At 57.0% G+C, this 15,090-nt stretch carries 14 protein-coding genes; 5 read left to right on the forward strand and 9 right to left on the reverse strand.

The features are described 5' to 3' along the window. Positions 1 to 82: 82 nt before the first annotated feature. Positions 83 to 1,303: a sugar metabolism global transcriptional regulator Mlc gene (mlc, locus tag IM314_RS00780; protein ID WP_041910244.1), complete on the forward strand. Its 1,221-nt coding sequence runs from the start codon at positions 83 to 85 to the stop codon at positions 1,301 to 1,303. Positions 1,304 to 1,433: 130 nt separating this feature from the next. Next, positions 1,434 to 2,129, forward strand: coding sequence for a dethiobiotin synthase (gene bioD, locus IM314_RS00785; RefSeq protein WP_028012980.1), 696 nt, complete (start codon positions 1,434 to 1,436; stop codon positions 2,127 to 2,129). Here bioD and clcB read toward each other — a convergent pair. The 7 genes from clcB to IM314_RS00820 form a co-directional block, all read right to left on the reverse strand. Beyond that, positions 2,064 to 3,374: a voltage-gated ClC-type chloride channel ClcB gene (gene clcB, locus IM314_RS00790; RefSeq protein WP_193358312.1), complete on the reverse strand. Its 1,311-nt coding sequence runs from the start codon at positions 3,372 to 3,374 to the stop codon at positions 2,064 to 2,066. The two genes, bioD and clcB, sit on opposite strands and share 66 nt — an antisense overlap. A 102-nt stretch (positions 3,375 to 3,476) precedes the next feature. Next, a complete protein-coding gene (gene osmV / locus IM314_RS00795; RefSeq protein WP_193358311.1) occupies positions 3,477 to 4,625 on the reverse strand; it encodes an osmoprotectant ABC transporter ATP-binding protein OsmV in 1,149 nt (382 codons plus the stop codon). Next, complete coding sequence (gene osmW, locus IM314_RS00800) at positions 4,625 to 5,272, reverse strand: osmoprotectant ABC transporter permease OsmW (protein WP_028012983.1); 648 nt, start codon at positions 5,270 to 5,272, stop codon at positions 4,625 to 4,627. Before osmW ends, osmV begins: the two co-directional genes overlap by 1 nt. Before the next feature lie 8 nt (positions 5,273 to 5,280). Then, entirely contained in the window at positions 5,281 to 6,180 is a 900-nt protein-coding gene (gene osmX / locus IM314_RS00805) for an osmoprotectant ABC transporter substrate-binding protein OsmX (protein ID WP_041910236.1), read from the reverse strand. A gap of 18 nt (positions 6,181 to 6,198) precedes the next feature. Continuing rightward, positions 6,199 to 6,909 carry an osmoprotectant ABC transporter permease OsmY gene (osmY, locus tag IM314_RS00810; protein ID WP_193358310.1) on the reverse strand — a complete coding sequence of 237 codons (711 nt, stop codon included), beginning with the start codon at positions 6,907 to 6,909 and terminating at the stop codon, positions 6,199 to 6,201. A gap of 277 nt (positions 6,910 to 7,186) precedes the next feature. After that, entirely contained in the window at positions 7,187 to 7,924 is a 738-nt protein-coding gene (locus tag IM314_RS00815) for a YoaK family protein (RefSeq protein WP_193358309.1), read from the reverse strand. Between the two features lie 155 nt (positions 7,925 to 8,079). Continuing rightward, the gene (locus tag IM314_RS00820) at positions 8,080 to 8,703 is read right to left on the reverse strand and encodes a glutathione S-transferase family protein (RefSeq protein ID WP_193358308.1); all 624 of its coding nucleotides are present in this window, start codon (positions 8,701 to 8,703) and stop codon (positions 8,080 to 8,082) included. Between the two features lie 250 nt (positions 8,704 to 8,953). On the opposite strand from IM314_RS00820, the gene catA reads away from it, so the two are divergent. Next, positions 8,954 to 9,619, forward strand: coding sequence for a type A chloramphenicol O-acetyltransferase (gene catA, locus IM314_RS00825; protein WP_193358307.1), 666 nt, complete (start codon positions 8,954 to 8,956; stop codon positions 9,617 to 9,619). A gap of 64 nt (positions 9,620 to 9,683) precedes the next feature. Here the strand turns inward: catA and IM314_RS00830 are convergent, their stop codons facing one another. Both IM314_RS00830 and IM314_RS00835 read right to left on the reverse strand, forming a co-directional pair. Next, a complete protein-coding gene (locus IM314_RS00830; RefSeq protein ID WP_028012989.1) occupies positions 9,684 to 9,974 on the reverse strand; it encodes a YebG family protein in 291 nt (96 codons plus the stop codon). A gap of 69 nt (positions 9,975 to 10,043) precedes the next feature. Next, positions 10,044 to 10,397 carry a helix-turn-helix domain-containing protein gene (locus IM314_RS00835; protein ID WP_028012990.1) on the reverse strand — a complete coding sequence of 118 codons (354 nt, stop codon included), beginning with the start codon at positions 10,395 to 10,397 and terminating at the stop codon, positions 10,044 to 10,046. Between the two features lie 333 nt (positions 10,398 to 10,730). On the opposite strand from IM314_RS00835, the gene IM314_RS00840 reads away from it, so the two are divergent. Continuing rightward, a complete protein-coding gene (locus IM314_RS00840; protein WP_028012991.1) occupies positions 10,731 to 11,906 on the forward strand; it encodes an efflux RND transporter periplasmic adaptor subunit in 1,176 nt (391 codons plus the stop codon). A gap of 24 nt (positions 11,907 to 11,930) precedes the next feature. Next, positions 11,931 to 15,083, forward strand: a complete 3,153-nt coding sequence (gene oqxB / locus IM314_RS00845; protein WP_028012992.1) for a multidrug efflux RND transporter permease subunit OqxB — start codon at positions 11,931 to 11,933, stop codon at positions 15,081 to 15,083. Positions 15,084 to 15,090 lie beyond the last annotated feature (7 nt).

A 15,090-nucleotide genomic window follows, 5' to 3' on the forward strand; every position in this document is an offset into this window, starting at 1 on the left:
AGTAAATATTTGACGACACCCATGGAAGTGCTTCACCATAGCCAACAGTTTATTTCGAAGCTCGAAAATAAGGGAGTACGAGGTGGTTGCTGATAGTCAGCCAGGGCATATTGATCAGATTAAGCAGACCAACGCTGGCGCGGTGTATCGCCTGATTGATCAGCTTGGTCCGGTTTCGCGTATCGATCTGTCGCGCCTGGCACAGCTGGCACCTGCCAGTATCACCAAAATTGTCCGCGAAATGCTGGAAGCGCACCTGGTCCAGGAGACGGAAATTCAGGAGCCGGGCAGCCGTGGTCGTCCGGCGGTCGGCCTGGTGGTCGAGACGGAAGCCTGGCACTACCTCTCGCTGCGCATCAGCCGCGGAGAGATCTTCCTTGCGCTGCGCGATCTCAGCAGCAAGCTGGTGGTGGAAGACCGCCTTGAACTGCCGCTCAACGCCGAGGAACCGCTTCTCGATGCGATTGTCTCCCATATCGATCGCTTCTTTATTCGCCATCAGCAGCGGCTTGAACGCTTAACGGCGATTGCCATCACCATGCCCGGCATTATTGATACCGAAAATGGTATTGTTCACCGCATGCCGTTTTACGACGATGTTAAAGAGATGCCGCTGGGCGAAGTGCTGGAAAACCATACCGGCGTGCCGGTCTATATTCAGCACGACATCAGCGCCTGGACGATGGCGGAAGCGCTGTTTGGCGCGTCGCGCGGTGCGCGGGATGTCATTCAGGTGGTCATCGACCATAACGTCGGGGCGGGGGTGATCACCGATGGACGGCTTCTCCACGCCGGGAGCAGCAGCCTGGTGGAAATTGGCCATACCCAGGTCGACCCGTACGGTAAACGCTGCTACTGCGGGAACCATGGCTGTCTGGAGACGATCGCCAGCGTGGAAAGCGTGCTCGAACTGGCGCAGGTGAGGCTCAGTCAGTCCATGAGCTCCTCGCTTCACGGCCAACCCTTAACGGTGGATTCCCTTTGCGCCGCCGCGCGTCAGGGGGATCTGCTGGCGAAGGACATTATTACCGGGGTGGGGAATAACGTAGGCCGCATTCTGGCGATTATGGTGAACCTCTTCAATCCGCAAAAAATCCTGATCGGCTCACCGCTCAGCCAGGCGGCGGAGATCCTTTTTCCGGCGATTACGGCCTGTATTCAGCAGCAGTCGCTTCCCGCCTACAGCAGAAATATTGCGGTAGAAAGTACCCAGTTTTCCAACCAGGGCACAATGGCCGGCGCGGCGCTGGTCAAAGATGCCATGTACAACGGCTCGCTGCTTATCCGCCTGTTACAGGGTTAACTCTTTTCCGCAGATGTAAGAAAAATTGCGCTATCTCAAGCCGGGTAGCGCACGCATCCCGTAGACTTCCTCCACTGAATTATTTACCTGGTTGATATTTTCGAAGCATACCCAAGAGGTGGAGTGAGTCATGCTTAAGCGTTTCTTTGTTACTGGTACAGATACCTCTGTCGGCAAGACCGTTGTATCCCGCGCATTGCTGCAGGCTCTGACAGCAAGCGGTAAACGCGTCGCTGGGTACAAACCGGTCGCAAAAGGGAGTAAAGAGACGCCAGAGGGATTGCGAAATAAAGACGCCCTGGTGCTGCAAAGCGTCTCGTCACTGGAACTGCCTTACCACGCGGTCAATCCCATTGCGTTAAGCGAAGATGAAAGCAGCGTGGCGCACAGCGGCCCGATCAATTATTCCCTGTTATCCGACGGGCTGGCGAACCTGAGTGAGCAGGTCGATCACGTAGTCGTCGAAGGAACGGGCGGCTGGCGCAGCCTGATGAATGATTTACGCCCGCTGTCTGAATGGGTCGTGCAGGAGCAGCTGCCGGTAGTGATGGTGGTGGGGATCCAGGAAGGGTGTATCAACCACGCGCTGCTGACGGCGCAGGCGATTGCCAATGACGGCCTGCCGCTGGCTGGCTGGGTGGCAAACCGTATTAATCCAGGCCTCGCGCACTACGCGGAGATCATCGACGTACTGAGCACCAAACTGCCTGGCCCGCTGGTGGGCGAGCTGCCTTATCTGCCTCGCGCCGAGCAGCGCGAGCTAGCGCAGTACATCGATCTCTCTGCCCTCGGTGGCGTGTTGACCGTAGATCGAGTCGTGGCGTAACGTCCGCGACAGTACGGACGCTATCACGCAGGCGACCAGTAAACCGGGCAGTAAAAAATACTGCCCGGTCATTTCACAGACCATCAGCGCCGACATAATGGGTGCATGCGTGGTCGCAGCGAGCAGCGTTGCCATCCCGGCCAGCCCCAGCAACATGGCCGTCTCAGAACCCGGCAGCCACAGCGCGAAAAGCTGCGCGAACAGCATCCCCGTAGCCATACCGACAAACAGCGTTGGCGTAAATACCCCGCCCGGCGCACCCGAACCGCTGCTTGCCAGCACCGCCAGCAATTTACAGATGAACACGCCGGCAATCACCGACAGCAGCGGCGGGGCGAGCAGAAAAGCCTGAACCACGCTGTAGCCGTTCCCCCAAACCTTCGGCGTCAAAAGTGAAAGCAGCCCGACAATCAAGCCGCCGAGCGCCAGCTGCCACGGCGGCGAAAGCCTGAGACGCAGGAACAGTCCGTGGCTGAACGCCATCAGCCACATCAGGAGCGGTCCGCAAAGACCCGCCAGCAGCCCTATCGCAACCAGCAGGGCATAATCGGCCGCGGTGAGTATGCCGCTTAAATGGACCGCGTAGAGCGTGCCGGCACCCGGTGCCAGGAGTTGCGTCGTAAGAAGCGCCACCACCGCCGCAATCACCACGGGGCCGAGCGAGGCCAGCATCAGCGTGCCAAACAGAATCTCTGCAATGAACAGGCTTCCCGCTAACGGAGCATGGTAGGCGCTGGCCATCCCGGCGGCGGCGCCACAGGCGATCCAAAGCTTCCATTCCGATTTGGGCGTAAAGCGCCGGGCAAAAAAGGAGGCGGCGAGGGCGGCAAGCAGGATCATGGCCCCTTCGCGGCCGATGGCGCTTCCGCTGGCAACGACCAGCAGCGAAGCAAGAGATTTAACGAGGCTCGCGCCGTAGTCAAACTGACCGTCGCCGGTCTCCAGCGCTTCCATATAATCGGTGGGGGCATGAGGCCGCTGGGCAGTCAGGCGCTGCCATCCCCAGAGCAACAGCCCGGCAGCCAGCCCGCCCAGCGCGGGCGTCAGCGCGCGCCTCCAGGGGGAGAGCGACGCGGCGGCATTCACCAGGCTGCCGCTGTCGTTGCTCAGAAGCAGCCACTCCAGCAGGTACATGCTGTGGCGGAACACCGCAACGGCCAGCGCGGCCAGCACGCCGGTGACGGTTGCAATCAGGAGTCGGCGAAACATTGCGCGGATGTCGGGGTACGTATGAAGACGTTGCATGGGTCGCGAATAAACGGGGACGATACAATATTGTGGCGGGAAATCGTGGGGTTAGCAAAAGGTATGCGTGCGAAAAAGCCGGGCGATGCCCGGCTGGAAAAATTAACTGTCGCTATGAATATTCAGCGCCCGGCGCGTACGCCCTGAACTCAGATACTCGGCAATATAATCCTGCGAAATCTCGCCGTTGTAGCGCCCGTCCTCATCCACGATCGGCATCCAACTGGTGTTGCTCTCATACAGGCGTGATAGCACCACGCGCAGGTTGTCTTCGGCTTTGCCGGTCATGCGGAACGGATGCAGGATGTCGGCGCAGGTCCCGCTGGCGTTACGCGCTTCGCGACGCTTCACAAAGCCCAGCGGCTTGCCGTGCTCGTCAACCACGGTAATCGCGCGAATATCATTATCGTCCATGGTGGCAAACGCGTCAGTAAGCGGGGTAGAGCCTCGCACCGTAATAGTAGGCTGCTGGTCGGTGACATCTCCCGCCGAGACCAGCAGCAGGCGCTTCAGCGTGCGGTCCTGACCGACAAACGAGCCGACAAATTCGTTCGCCGGTTTCGCCAGCAGCTCGTCCGGGCTGGCGCACTGGACGATTTTCCCCTGTCGGAAGACCGCAATGCGGTCGCCGAGCTTCAGGGCTTCGTCGATATCGTGGCTCACCAGCATGACGGTTTTTTTCAGCTTGCGCTGCATCTCGAGGAACTGGTTCTGGATCACCTCACGGTTGATCGGGTCCACCGCACCGAAGGGTTCATCCATCAGCAGTACCGGAGGATCCGCCGCCAGGGCGCGAATAACGCCAATACGCTGCTGCTGGCCGCCGGACATCTCGCGCGGATAACGGTGGAGGAACTTGTGCGGATCCATTGCCACCATATCCATCAGCTCTTCGGCGCGGGCTTTGCAGCGCGCTTTATCCCAGCCCAGCATGCGCGGCACGACGGTGATGTTCTCTTCAATGGTCATGTTCGGGAACAGGCCAATCTGCTGGATCACGTAGCCGATGTTGCGGCGCAGGGTCACGGTGTCCATCCCGTTGGTGTCCTCGCCGTTAATCAGGATGTTTCCGCTGCTTGGGGTGATGAGACGGTTAATCATCTTCAGGGTGGTGGTTTTCCCGCAGCCGGATGGGCCGAGCAGGACGCACATTTCCCCTTCGGGCACATTCAGGTTGACGTTATCGACGGCCTTAAAGGTCTGGCCGTGCTTCTGTGAAAATTGTTTGGTGAGGTTTTCCAGTTTTATCATTATCGAATCCCCTTTGGAGTCAGAACCACCTGCAGACGGTGCAGCAGCCAGTCGAGCACAATCGCTAAAAGACAGATCATCAGCGCGCCCGCAATCAACATACGAATATCGCTTCCGCCGATGCCGTTAAGCAGCAGCAGGCCAAGTCCGCCCGCGCCAATTACGGCGGCAATCGCCATCACGCCGATGTTCATCACCACGGCGGTGCGGATCCCGCCGAAAATCACCGGCAGCGCCATCGGAATTTCCACCCAGCGCAGACGCTGCCAGAACGTCATGCCGATGCCGCGTCCGGCTTCGCGCAGGCCCGGCGGCAGGCTGTCGAGCGCCGTGTGGGTGTTACGCACGATCGGCAGCAGCGAGTAGAGAAACACCGCCGTGATTGCAGGCAGGGCGCCAATCCCCTGACCGATCAGCGAAAACAGCGGGATCATCAGGCCAAACAGGGCAATGGAAGGGATGGTCAACACGATGGTGGCAATCCCCAGCACCGGCGTCGCCAGCCACTTGTGGCGCACAATCAAAATGCCCAGCGGGACGCCGATGATAATCGCTAAGCCCACGGCCAGCGCCACCAGCCACAGATGCTGCAGCGTCAGGGTTAACAGATAGTCCCAGTTGTCCAGAATGTAGTGAACGGTATCCATAGCGCCTCCTACAGCAGCTGTTTGCTACGCAGGAAATCGCGGGCGACCTGCTGCGGTGACTGATGGTCAATATCCACCTTCTTGTTCAGCTCGGTGATAACGTCGTTGTTGAGCTGGGCCGAGAGGGTATTGAGCGCCTCTTCCAGACCGGGATTGGCCTCCAGGGTGTCCTTGCGCACCACCGGGGTGACCGCGTAGCTCGGGAAGAAGCCTTTATCATCTTCCAGCACTTTGAGATCAAAGCCCTTCACGCGCCCGTCGGTGGTATAAACCAGCCCGGCGTCGACGAAGCCATCGCGCACGGCGTTATAGACCAGACCCGGGTCCATCTGGCGGATTTGCGGACGGTCCAGATCCATCTTATAGGCCTCCTGCAGTGGCTTCATGCCGTCGCTGCGCCCGGCAAATTCAAGGTCTAAGCCCAGCAGCCAGTTTTTGTCTGGGTTGGTTTTGCGAACCTGTTCAATTTTCGCCACCATCTCCGACATGGTGTTGATATGCTCCGCCTCGGCGCGCTTGCGCTGCATGGCGAAGGCGTAGGTGTTGTTCATGTCGGCGGGTTTGAGCCACACCAGACCGTGCTTCGCATCCAGGCGCTTCACCGTCTCCCAGGACTCCTGCGGCGACATGCGCTTGTTGATGTGGTTGAAGATGATCAGCGACGTGCCGGTGTACTCCCAGGTCATATCAATCTGCTTGTTGATCATCGCGTTGCGGGAGATCACCGTGGCGATATTGGTTTTTGGCTGAACCTGAAAACCTTTCTTTTGCAGGTACTGTACGGTCATCGCCGAGAGAATGTGCTGTTCGGTAAAGCTCTTGGTCGCCAGAATCAGCGGGGCTGCCATCGCCTGGCCGGTGAACAGCGCCGCGGCACACAGCGCCGCCAGGCTGGATATCAGTCTCATAAAAGCTCCTTGTTATTGTTATCGAGCGAGATGGGGACTCATCACGCGACCCAGCGCCGCCAGCAGGGTGTCGAGGATCAGGGCGAACAGGGCGGTGGCCGCCGCACCGAGGATCAGGGTCGGGAAATCGTTCAGGTAAATGCCCGGGAAAATCAGCTCGCCGTAGCTGCTGGCACCAATCAGGAACGCCAGCGGCGCGGTACCGACGTTAATGGCGGTGGCGATGCGGATCCCCGAGAGAATAACCGGCCAGGCGTTGGGCAGCTCAACCTGGCGCAGGCGCTGCCATTTGGTCATCCCAATCCCGTTTGCCGCTTCCAGCAGCGACGACGGGACCGAGCACAGCCCGGCGTAGGTATTGCGCACAATCGGCAGCAGCGAGGCGAGGAACAGGGCGATGATGGCGGGCGTATCGCCGATACCAATCACCACCATCGCCAGCGCCAGCACGGCCAGCGGCGGCAGGGTGTTGCCGACATTAAAGATTTGCATCACGTATTCGGCGACGCCCCGCGCGGCCGGACGGCTCAGCAGAATACCGGCCGGAATGCCCACCAGCAGGGCAAAAAACATCGACGAGAAAACCAGAATCATGTGCTGTTGCCCGAGGTAGACCAGGTCAACCTGGCGCGCCTTGATTGTCTCAAGCCCGATTCCCCAGACGAGGAGGGCGAGGACCACGAGAATGGCGCCGACAAACAGCAGCGAGCGTTTGAGTAATGGGTGCATTGCGGTGTGTCTCCCTGTGCGCATGCGTTATAGCAACCACCGGTTGCCTGTTGTTATGCCATGTTTCGGCAGGGGTAATTGACCTATAGCAAGCGTTTGGGAAGGGTTCCAGCGAAGGGGGGAAATCAGTAACGCTATGAAATTAGTGACAACCTTAATTAAAGCCTTATGGCGTAAGGGCTGGTTGCGTGCCGGGCAGAATAGTCCTAAAGCGAATTTTAAATAGTGACAGTGTCACATATCAGAGGGCGCCCTTACGCCGAGAGTCGTTCGTTATTTAGATAGAGGCACGAACCCGGCGAACGCGAACCGAGATGCTAATGATAGAAAAAATGGCAACAATCGCGAGCAGCAGCCCAAGCGCCAGCATGGCGTTAAACCCAATCCATCTGAACAGCAGCAGCCCAGCAATCCCTCCGCTCATAAACGAGAAAATGGTGGTTAAGTGAGTTTTCAGCTGACTTTTTTGTGCCGCGGTATCCTTCGAGTAATCCCTGCGAAGCATCGCCACCAGCACGGAGGCCAGTGATATGCCTGCATCCGTTAGCGTGCCGGTAATGTGCGTCGATCTCACCCGCCCTCCGGAGAGCTGCGTGGAGGTTGAATTATGAATGCCCATCAGGCCGCACAGAAAAATAATAATCTCGCGGTTGCTCGTGAGGGCGTGGAAATACATCTCGTAGAGAGAGATGCCGGTCAATAGTACCCCCTCGACAAAAAGGATTTGGCAAAAAACCAGCCTGATATTGTGGATAATGCCCCAGAGTACAATAAGACGAGCAAGGATGGCGCCGGTGACAAAAGAGAGAATAATCGAGCCAAAGAAAATCACATCGCTCAGATCGGTGGAGGAGACTTCGCTGGATAATTGTGAGGTATTGCCGGTCATGTGAGAGGGGAAAAAGCCAAATGCCCCAAGGGCGATGGCGTTAAGCAAACCTGCCGAGGTCGCCAGCCAGAGGGCAAGCCGACGATCCTCCTTATGCGTTCGTTCTTTCTTGAGTTTAATCAGCAAGAATACCTCCGGGTTGAGCTTTGCCTGAATAGTCAGGCTAGCAAAGCGGTGCAACGGGCTGTCCAGGATATGGCTTAATTATTATTCCCTCTGACGCCAATCAGGGTTTAGTAATTAAATAAAATATCCTTGCTCAAGGTGTGGGCGTAAATAATTTATATCATGCCGTTATTGCCGTGACGCAAAAACGCCGGGCGCTGGTTGAGGCGCTCATACCAGGCCTCAATCGCCGGCACGTGGGGCTTGTCAAACGGCGTCATCTTCCAGCGATTCACTGACAGCCCAAGCACAACGTCGGCAAGGGTAAACGTCTCGCCCGCCGCAAAGACCCCGGTGCGCTGCAGTTGGTTTTCCAGAATGGTGATGCAGTGGTTCCACTCTTTTATTCCCGCCGCAATGCGCGCAGGGTCGTTAAAGTCCGGGTTTTTTCGTCCCAGCGCCGGGAAGACATAGCGCCAGGCGTTATTGAATTCAGTTGCCTGCCAGTCCATCCAGCGTTCAACGTTGGCGCAGGCCTGCGGCTCTGCAGGCAGCAGATCGTGACGTCCGGCCTTGCGCACCAGATAGCGGCAGATGGCGTTGGACTCCCACAGCACGAAATCGTCATCCATCAGCACCGGCACCATGGCGTTGGGGTTCAGCGCGCGGAAGTCATCCGTTTCTGTTGAGGCAAAACCGCTGCCGTAGTCTTCCTGCAGGTAAGGGATGCCCGCTTCTTCACAGGTCCAGAGCACTTTACGAACGTTGATGGAGGTGGTTTTACCGAGGATGTTAATCATGACGCCGCTTCTCTTCAGGGGATTAATCATTTAAAAACAATACACCCTTTGCGCGAAGAGGGAGGGATAATATTGAGTGAGGAGTGCGCTGTACGGGCAGGTCAGCGCGTTTTAAGCGGAAACGTTACGTCTTCAGGGTGCGTAATAGCGGTTATTCCGCGCCGTTTTCTCCAGAGGAGCCTGCTTGCTTAATGCATGGAAAAAATTTAGGCTAACATCAGAGATATGCTTGCTCATTAAAGGCTTAGAAATGGAAAAAATAACCCCTGAATATACGTCCGTTGACTTATCTCGTTGGGCAAGGAAGGAACATTTTGAGATTTTTCAGGGGTTCGCTCAGTCGACGTTTAACCAGACGGTTTTAATCGATATTACTGCGCTGTTAAAACATATCAAAGCGGTCGGCTGGAAATTTTACCCAACTATTATTTTTCTCATTTCGAAAATCGTCAACAGTCATCCGGAGTTCCGTATGGCTATGAAGGACAATGAGCTTATTATATGGAATGAAGTTCATCCAAATTATACCATTTTCCATAATGAAACAGAGACCTTTTCATCATTATGGAGCCATTATGATGGCAATATTCAGCACTTCCAGAACACCTACGCTGAAGACATTGCGCGCTACGGTAATAATTTTTCTTATTGGCCTAAAGAAGAATCCAGGGAAAATATCTTTTTCATATCGGGTATTCCCTGGGTGAGTTTTACCAGCTTTAACGTCAACGTTGCGCACATGAAGAACTTTTTTGCCCCTATGTTTACGCTTGGAAAATACTATGAACAAGATGGCAAAGTATTATTGCCCCTTGCCGTTCAGGTTCATCATTCCGTGTGCGATGGTTTCCATGTGGCAAGACTGTACAATGAATTACAGGAGATGATTGATGCCTTGCCGCGATCCGGCGCGTGACGTTAATAAAAAAGCCGCAAGCAGCATGCTGCTTGCGGCGTCAGGCTCGGTGACGATGTGGCAATCAGGCAGCTTTTACCGCTCTGATTTTTTTACTGTCAGCCGCAGGGGCATCGAGAGCAGGGAGCTTGCTGGTGCGCAGAATATGCTGCACGGTCTCTTTCTGCTCGGCGAGATACAGACCAAGATTTTCAGCCTGCGTTTCATCCATCTGCATTCCGCTTTGCAACAGCCAGTCGGTGAACGCGTCTGCCATATCGAGCAGCTTGTCGTGAGCGTCAGCCTCTTTCTTACTGGCAAATGTCATTTTCTCTTCACCTTTTCTTACGACAACATATTTTATTTCAACAGCCATCACGCACCTCTCATACTGTATTTATATACAGTATAGCAGCTTCGGGATGATGTTGCAGTAAAAAGTGAGCTACTGGTGCATCGGCTGCGTTTCACGGCCGCCGATACTGCGTCGCCATGCGCCAGGTGCCTGACCGAATTGGCGCTTAAAGCTGCGGTTGAACGACTGCTGAGAGTCAAACCCGAGCGCGATTGCCACGTTCAGGATGGGCTCATCGCTGTGGGCTAAGCGCTCAACCGATTTTTGCAGCTTTTGCGCGCGAATATAGCCGGCGAGGGGATAGCCCGTGTGCTCTTTAAACAGGCGCTGGAGGTGCCATTTCGAGTAGCCGGAGCGCCTGGAGACGGTCTCAATGTCCAGGCGACTGTCGAGGTTGTTATCAATCCAGTCGAGTAAATCATGCATAAATGCGCCAGTGTTCATCAGGTTTCCCCCACGCAGCGATAGAAAGGTATCTTTGTCTGTTGCATTTTAAGGTGGCCTGGTTTCACGATAATTGCAAGTTTTATTGTTGCATTTAAATCCTTGCCCGAAACGGGCCTTTTATCGCTGCCTCAAATAGCACATAAAGTGCAACAATTATTCTTGCACTTAGTTAGGCGCATTCCTACAATCGCCGCGATAGTGTATTCGAAACTGTTACAGTTTTGTGGCGATGAACGACACAAATGGCCTTAAGCCAGCCCGGACAAAGGAAGTGGCGCGGCACCTCCCGCTGCGTCTTGCCCGGCGGCTACAATTACCGGAATAAAAATAATGAGCCTGCAAAAAACCTGGGGAAACTATCATCTGAATGCGCTGGGAGCGATGATGCTCTCCGTGCTGCTCGTCGGATGTGATGACAGCGTCGCGCAAAACGCCGCGCCGCCCGCGCCCGCCGTTAATGCTGCAGACGTGGTTGTGAAATCCATTAGCCAGTGGGATAGCTTTAACGGCCGGATTGAAGCCGTGGAAAGCGTGCAGCTTCGTCCCCGTGTCTCTGGCTACATCGACAAAGTGAATTTCACCGACGGCCAGGAGGTGAAAAAGGGCGAGGTGCTGTTCACGATTGATGACCGAACCTATCGCGCCGCGCTGGAGCAGGCGCAGGCGACGCTGGAGAGAGCCAAAACGCAGGCCAGCCTGGCGCGAAGCGAGGCTAACCGTACCGATAAACTCATCAATACCAACCTGGTATCCCGTGAAGAGTGGGAGCAGCGCCGTTCGGCCGCCATTCAGGCGCAGGCCGATATTCGCGCAGCCCAGGCTGCGGTAGACGCCGCGCAGCTGAATCTCGACTTCACCAAAGTGACGGCTCCTATTGATGGCCGCGCCAGCCGGGCGTTAATCACCAGCGGCAATCTGGTCTCTGCGGGCGACAGCGCCAGCGTGCTCACCACCCTGGTCTCGCAGAAGACGGTTTACGTCTACTTCGACGTGGATGAGTCAACCTATCTTCACTATCAAAATCTCGCCCGCAACGGGCAGGGGGCGTCCAGCCACCATACGGCGCTACCGGTTGAGATCGGCCTTGCCGGCGAGGAGGGCTACCCCCATCAGGGTAAAGTGGATTTCCTTGATAATCAGCTCACGCCGAGTACCGGTACGATCCGCATGCGCGCGCTGCTGGATAACGCGCAGCGTCAGTTCACGCCGGGACTCTTTGCCCGCGTGCGCCTGCCGGGCAGCGCGGAATTCCAGGCCATGCTTATTGACGACAAAGCGGTACTGACTGACCAGGATCGCAAGTATGTCTATATCGTGGATAAAGAGGGTAAAGCGCAGCGTCGCGATATTACGCCGGGGCGTCTGGCCGACGGTTTACGCATCGTGCAGCAGGGGCTGAAACCTGGCGATAAGGTCATCGTTGACGGTCTACAGAAAGTGTTCATGCCGGGTATGCCGGTGAACGCGAAAACCGTCGCCATGACCGCCAGCACCGCCCTCAACTGATCACTTGACCTGAGAATCCTTCCCATGGACTTTTCCCGCTTTTTCATCGACAGGCCGATTTTCGCTGCCGTACTGTCGATTCTGATTTTTATCACAGGATTAATCGCCATCCCGCTTCTGCCGGTGAGTGAATATCCTGACGTCGTACCGCCAAGCGTACAGGTGCGTGCGGAGTATCCGGGCGCCAACCCGAAAGTGATTGCCGAGACCGTGGCGACGCCGCTGGAAGAGGCGATCAACGGCGTCGAGAACATGATGTACATGAAATCCGTTGCCGGCTCGGACGGCGTGCTGGTTACTACCGTCACGTTCCGTCCGGGTACCGATCCGGATCAGGCGCAGGTGCAGGTGCAAAACCGCGTAGCGCAGGCCGAGGCGCGTCTGCCGGAAGACGTGCGGCGCCTGGGCATCACGACGCAGAAGCAGTCGCCAACGCTGACGCTGGTGGTGCATCTGTTCTCGCCCAACGGTAAGTACGATTCACTGTACATGCGCAACTACGCCACGCTGAAGGTGAAGGACGAGCTGGCACGTCTGCCCGGCGTCGGCCAGATTCAGATTTTCGGCTCCGGTGAATACGCGATGCGCATCTGGCTGGATCCGAACAAGGTCGCGGCCCGCGGGCTGACCGCCTCGGACGTGGTCACGGCAATGCAGGAGCAGAATGTGCAGGTCTCCGCCGGCCAGCTTGGCGCCGAGCCGCTGCCGAAAGAGAGCGATTTCCTGATCTCCATTAACGCCCAGGGGCGTCTGCATACCGAAGAAGAGTTTGGCAACATTGTCCTGAAAACGTCGGAGGACGGTTCGGTCGTCCGCCTGCGTGACGTGGCGCGTATCGAGATGGGTTCCGGAAGCTATGCGCTGCGTTCCCAGCTTAACAATAAAGACGCGGTCGGGATTGGTATCTTCCAGTCACCGGGGGCAAACGCCATTGATTTGTCTAACGCGGTGCGCGCCAAAATGGACGAGCTGTCCACCCGTTTCCCGGAAGATATGAAGTGGGCGGCACCTTACGATCCGACGGTTTTCGTGCGCGACTCCATCCGTGCGGTGGTGCAAACCCTGCTGGAAGCGGTGGTGCTGGTTGTACTGGTGGTGATCCTGTTCCTGCAAACCTGGCGCGCGTCGATCATTCCGCTGATCGCGGTGCCGGTGTCGGTGGTGGGGACGTTCAGCATTCTCTATCTGCTGGGCTTTTCGCTTAACACCCTGAGTTTATTCGGGCTGGTGCTGGCGATTGGTATCGTGGTGGACGATGCCATCGTGGTGGTGGAAAACGTCGAGCGAAACATTGAAGAGGGGCTTGCGCCGCTTGCGGCGGCGCATCAGGCGATGCGTGAAGTTTCCGGGCCCATTATCGCGATTGCGCTGGTGCTGTGCGCGGTGTTCGTGCCGATGGCGTTCCTCTCCGGCGTAACCGGTCAGTTCTACAAGCAGTTTGCGGTGACGATAGCGATTTCCACGGTGATCTCCGCCATCAACTCGCTAACGCTCTCTCCGGCGCTGGCGGCGCTACTGTTAAAACCGCACGGCGCGCCGAAAGACTTCCCGACCCGGCTTATCGATCGCCTGTTCGGCTGGATTTTCCGTCCGTTTAACCGCTTTTTCCATCGTAGCTCTAACGGCTATCAGGGGCTGGTGGGCAAAACGCTTGGCCGACGCGGCGCGGTGTTTGTGGTGTATCTGCTGCTGCTGTGTGCCGCGGGCGTCATGTTTAAAGCGGTACCCGGCGGGTTTATTCCGACACAGGATAAGCTCTACCTGATTGGCGGCGTGAAGATGCCGGAAGGTTCGTCGCTGGCGCGCACCGACGCGGTGATCCGCAAAATGAGCGAAATCGGCATGAATACCGAAGGCGTGGACTACGCGGTGGCTTTCCCGGGGCTGAACGCGCTGCAGTTTACCAACACGCCGAATACCGGGACGGTGTTTTTTGGCCTGAAGCCGTTTGACCAGCGCAAGCACTCTGCGGCGGAAATTAACGCGGAGATCAACGCGAAAATCGCGCAAATCCAGCAGGGCTTTGGTTTCTCCATACTGCCGCCGCCGATTCTGGGGCTGGGTCAGGGGTCAGGCTACTCGCTGTATATTCAGGATCGCGCAGGTCTGGGCTATGGCGCGCTGCAAAACGCGGTGAACACCATGTCCGGTGCGATTATGCAGACGCCGGGAATGCACTTCCCGATCTCAACCTATCAGGCTAACGTTCCGCAGCTGGACGTGCAGGTTGACCGCGATAAGGCGAAAGCGCAGGGCGTGTCGCTGACCGATCTGTTCGGTACGCTGCAAACCTATCTGGGCTCGTCGTACGTGAACGACTTCAACCAGTTCGGGCGCACCTGGCGCGTGATGGCGCAGGCAGACGGGCAGTTCCGCGACAGCGTGGAAGATATTGCGAATTTACGCACCCGGAATAGCCAGGGCGAAATGGTGCCAATTGGCAGTATGGTGAAAATCACGACCACCTACGGACCGGATCCGGTGATCCGCTACAATGGCTACCCGGCGGCGGATCTGATTGGCGATGCCGACCCGCGCGTACTCTCGTCCGCGCAGGCGATGACGCAGCTGGACGCGATGTCTAAGCAGATCCTGCCGAACGGAATGAACATTGAATGGACGGATCTGAGCTTCCAGCAGGCCACGCAGGGCAATACGGCGCTGATCGTCTTCCCGGTCGCGGTACTGCTGGCGTTCCTGGTGCTGGCGGCGCTGTATGAAAGCTGGACGCTGCCGCTGGCGGTGATCCTCATCGTTCCGATGACCATGCTTTCCGCGCTGTTTGGCGTCTGGCTGACCGGGGGCGATAACAACGTCTTCGTGCAGGTGGGGCTGGTGGTGCTGATGGGGCTGGCCTGTAAAAACGCGATTCTTATCGTGGAGTTTGCCCGCGAGCTGGAAATTCAGGGGAAAGGCATCATGGAAGCAGCGCTGGAAGCGTGCCGCCTGCGTTTACGTCCGATTGTGATGACATCCATCGCCTTTATCGCCGGGACCATTCCGCTGATCCTCGGCCACGGCGCGGGCGCAGAAGTGCGCGGCGTCACCGGGATTACGGTCTTCTCCGGGATGCTGGGCGTGACGCTGTTTGGTCTGTTCCTGACGCCGGTCTTTTACGTGACGCTGCGTAAGTTCGTGACGCGCGGCAAAGTGGAAAGAGAGGTTCTGCCTGCGTAGGGATATC

The organism is Enterobacter cloacae complex sp. P42RS (assembly GCF_014930595.1).
Lineage (GTDB): Bacteria > Pseudomonadota > Gammaproteobacteria > Enterobacterales > Enterobacteriaceae > Enterobacter > Enterobacter bugandensis.

Excerpts from the sequence above, each read along its gene's own strand:
- osmW (WP_028012983.1), bottom strand. The coding sequence starts at position 5,272 with ATGGATACCGTTCACTACATTCTGGACAACTGGGACTATCTGTTAACC.
- osmY (WP_193358310.1), bottom strand. The coding sequence starts at position 6,909 with ATGCACCCATTACTCAAACGCTCGCTGCTGTTTGTCGGCGCCATTCTC.
- oqxB (WP_028012992.1), top strand. The coding sequence starts at position 11,931 with ATGGACTTTTCCCGCTTTTTCATCGACAGGCCGATTTTCGCTGCCGTA.
- IM314_RS00830 (WP_028012989.1), bottom strand. The coding sequence starts at position 9,974 with ATGGCTGTTGAAATAAAATATGTTGTCGTAAGAAAAGGTGAAGAGAAA.
- IM314_RS00835 (WP_028012990.1), bottom strand. The coding sequence starts at position 10,397 with ATGAACACTGGCGCATTTATGCATGATTTACTCGACTGGATTGATAAC.
- clcB (WP_193358312.1), bottom strand. The coding sequence starts at position 3,374 with ATGCAACGTCTTCATACGTACCCCGACATCCGCGCAATGTTTCGCCGA.
- catA (WP_193358307.1), top strand. The coding sequence starts at position 8,954 with ATGGAAAAAATAACCCCTGAATATACGTCCGTTGACTTATCTCGTTGG.
- osmV (WP_193358311.1), bottom strand. The coding sequence starts at position 4,625 with ATGATAAAACTGGAAAACCTCACCAAACAATTTTCACAGAAGCACGGC.
- osmX (WP_041910236.1), bottom strand. The coding sequence starts at position 6,180 with ATGAGACTGATATCCAGCCTGGCGGCGCTGTGTGCCGCGGCGCTGTTC.
- bioD (WP_028012980.1), top strand. The coding sequence starts at position 1,434 with ATGCTTAAGCGTTTCTTTGTTACTGGTACAGATACCTCTGTCGGCAAG.
- IM314_RS00840 (WP_028012991.1), top strand. The coding sequence starts at position 10,731 with ATGAGCCTGCAAAAAACCTGGGGAAACTATCATCTGAATGCGCTGGGA.
- IM314_RS00820 (WP_193358308.1), bottom strand. The coding sequence starts at position 8,703 with ATGATTAACATCCTCGGTAAAACCACCTCCATCAACGTTCGTAAAGTG.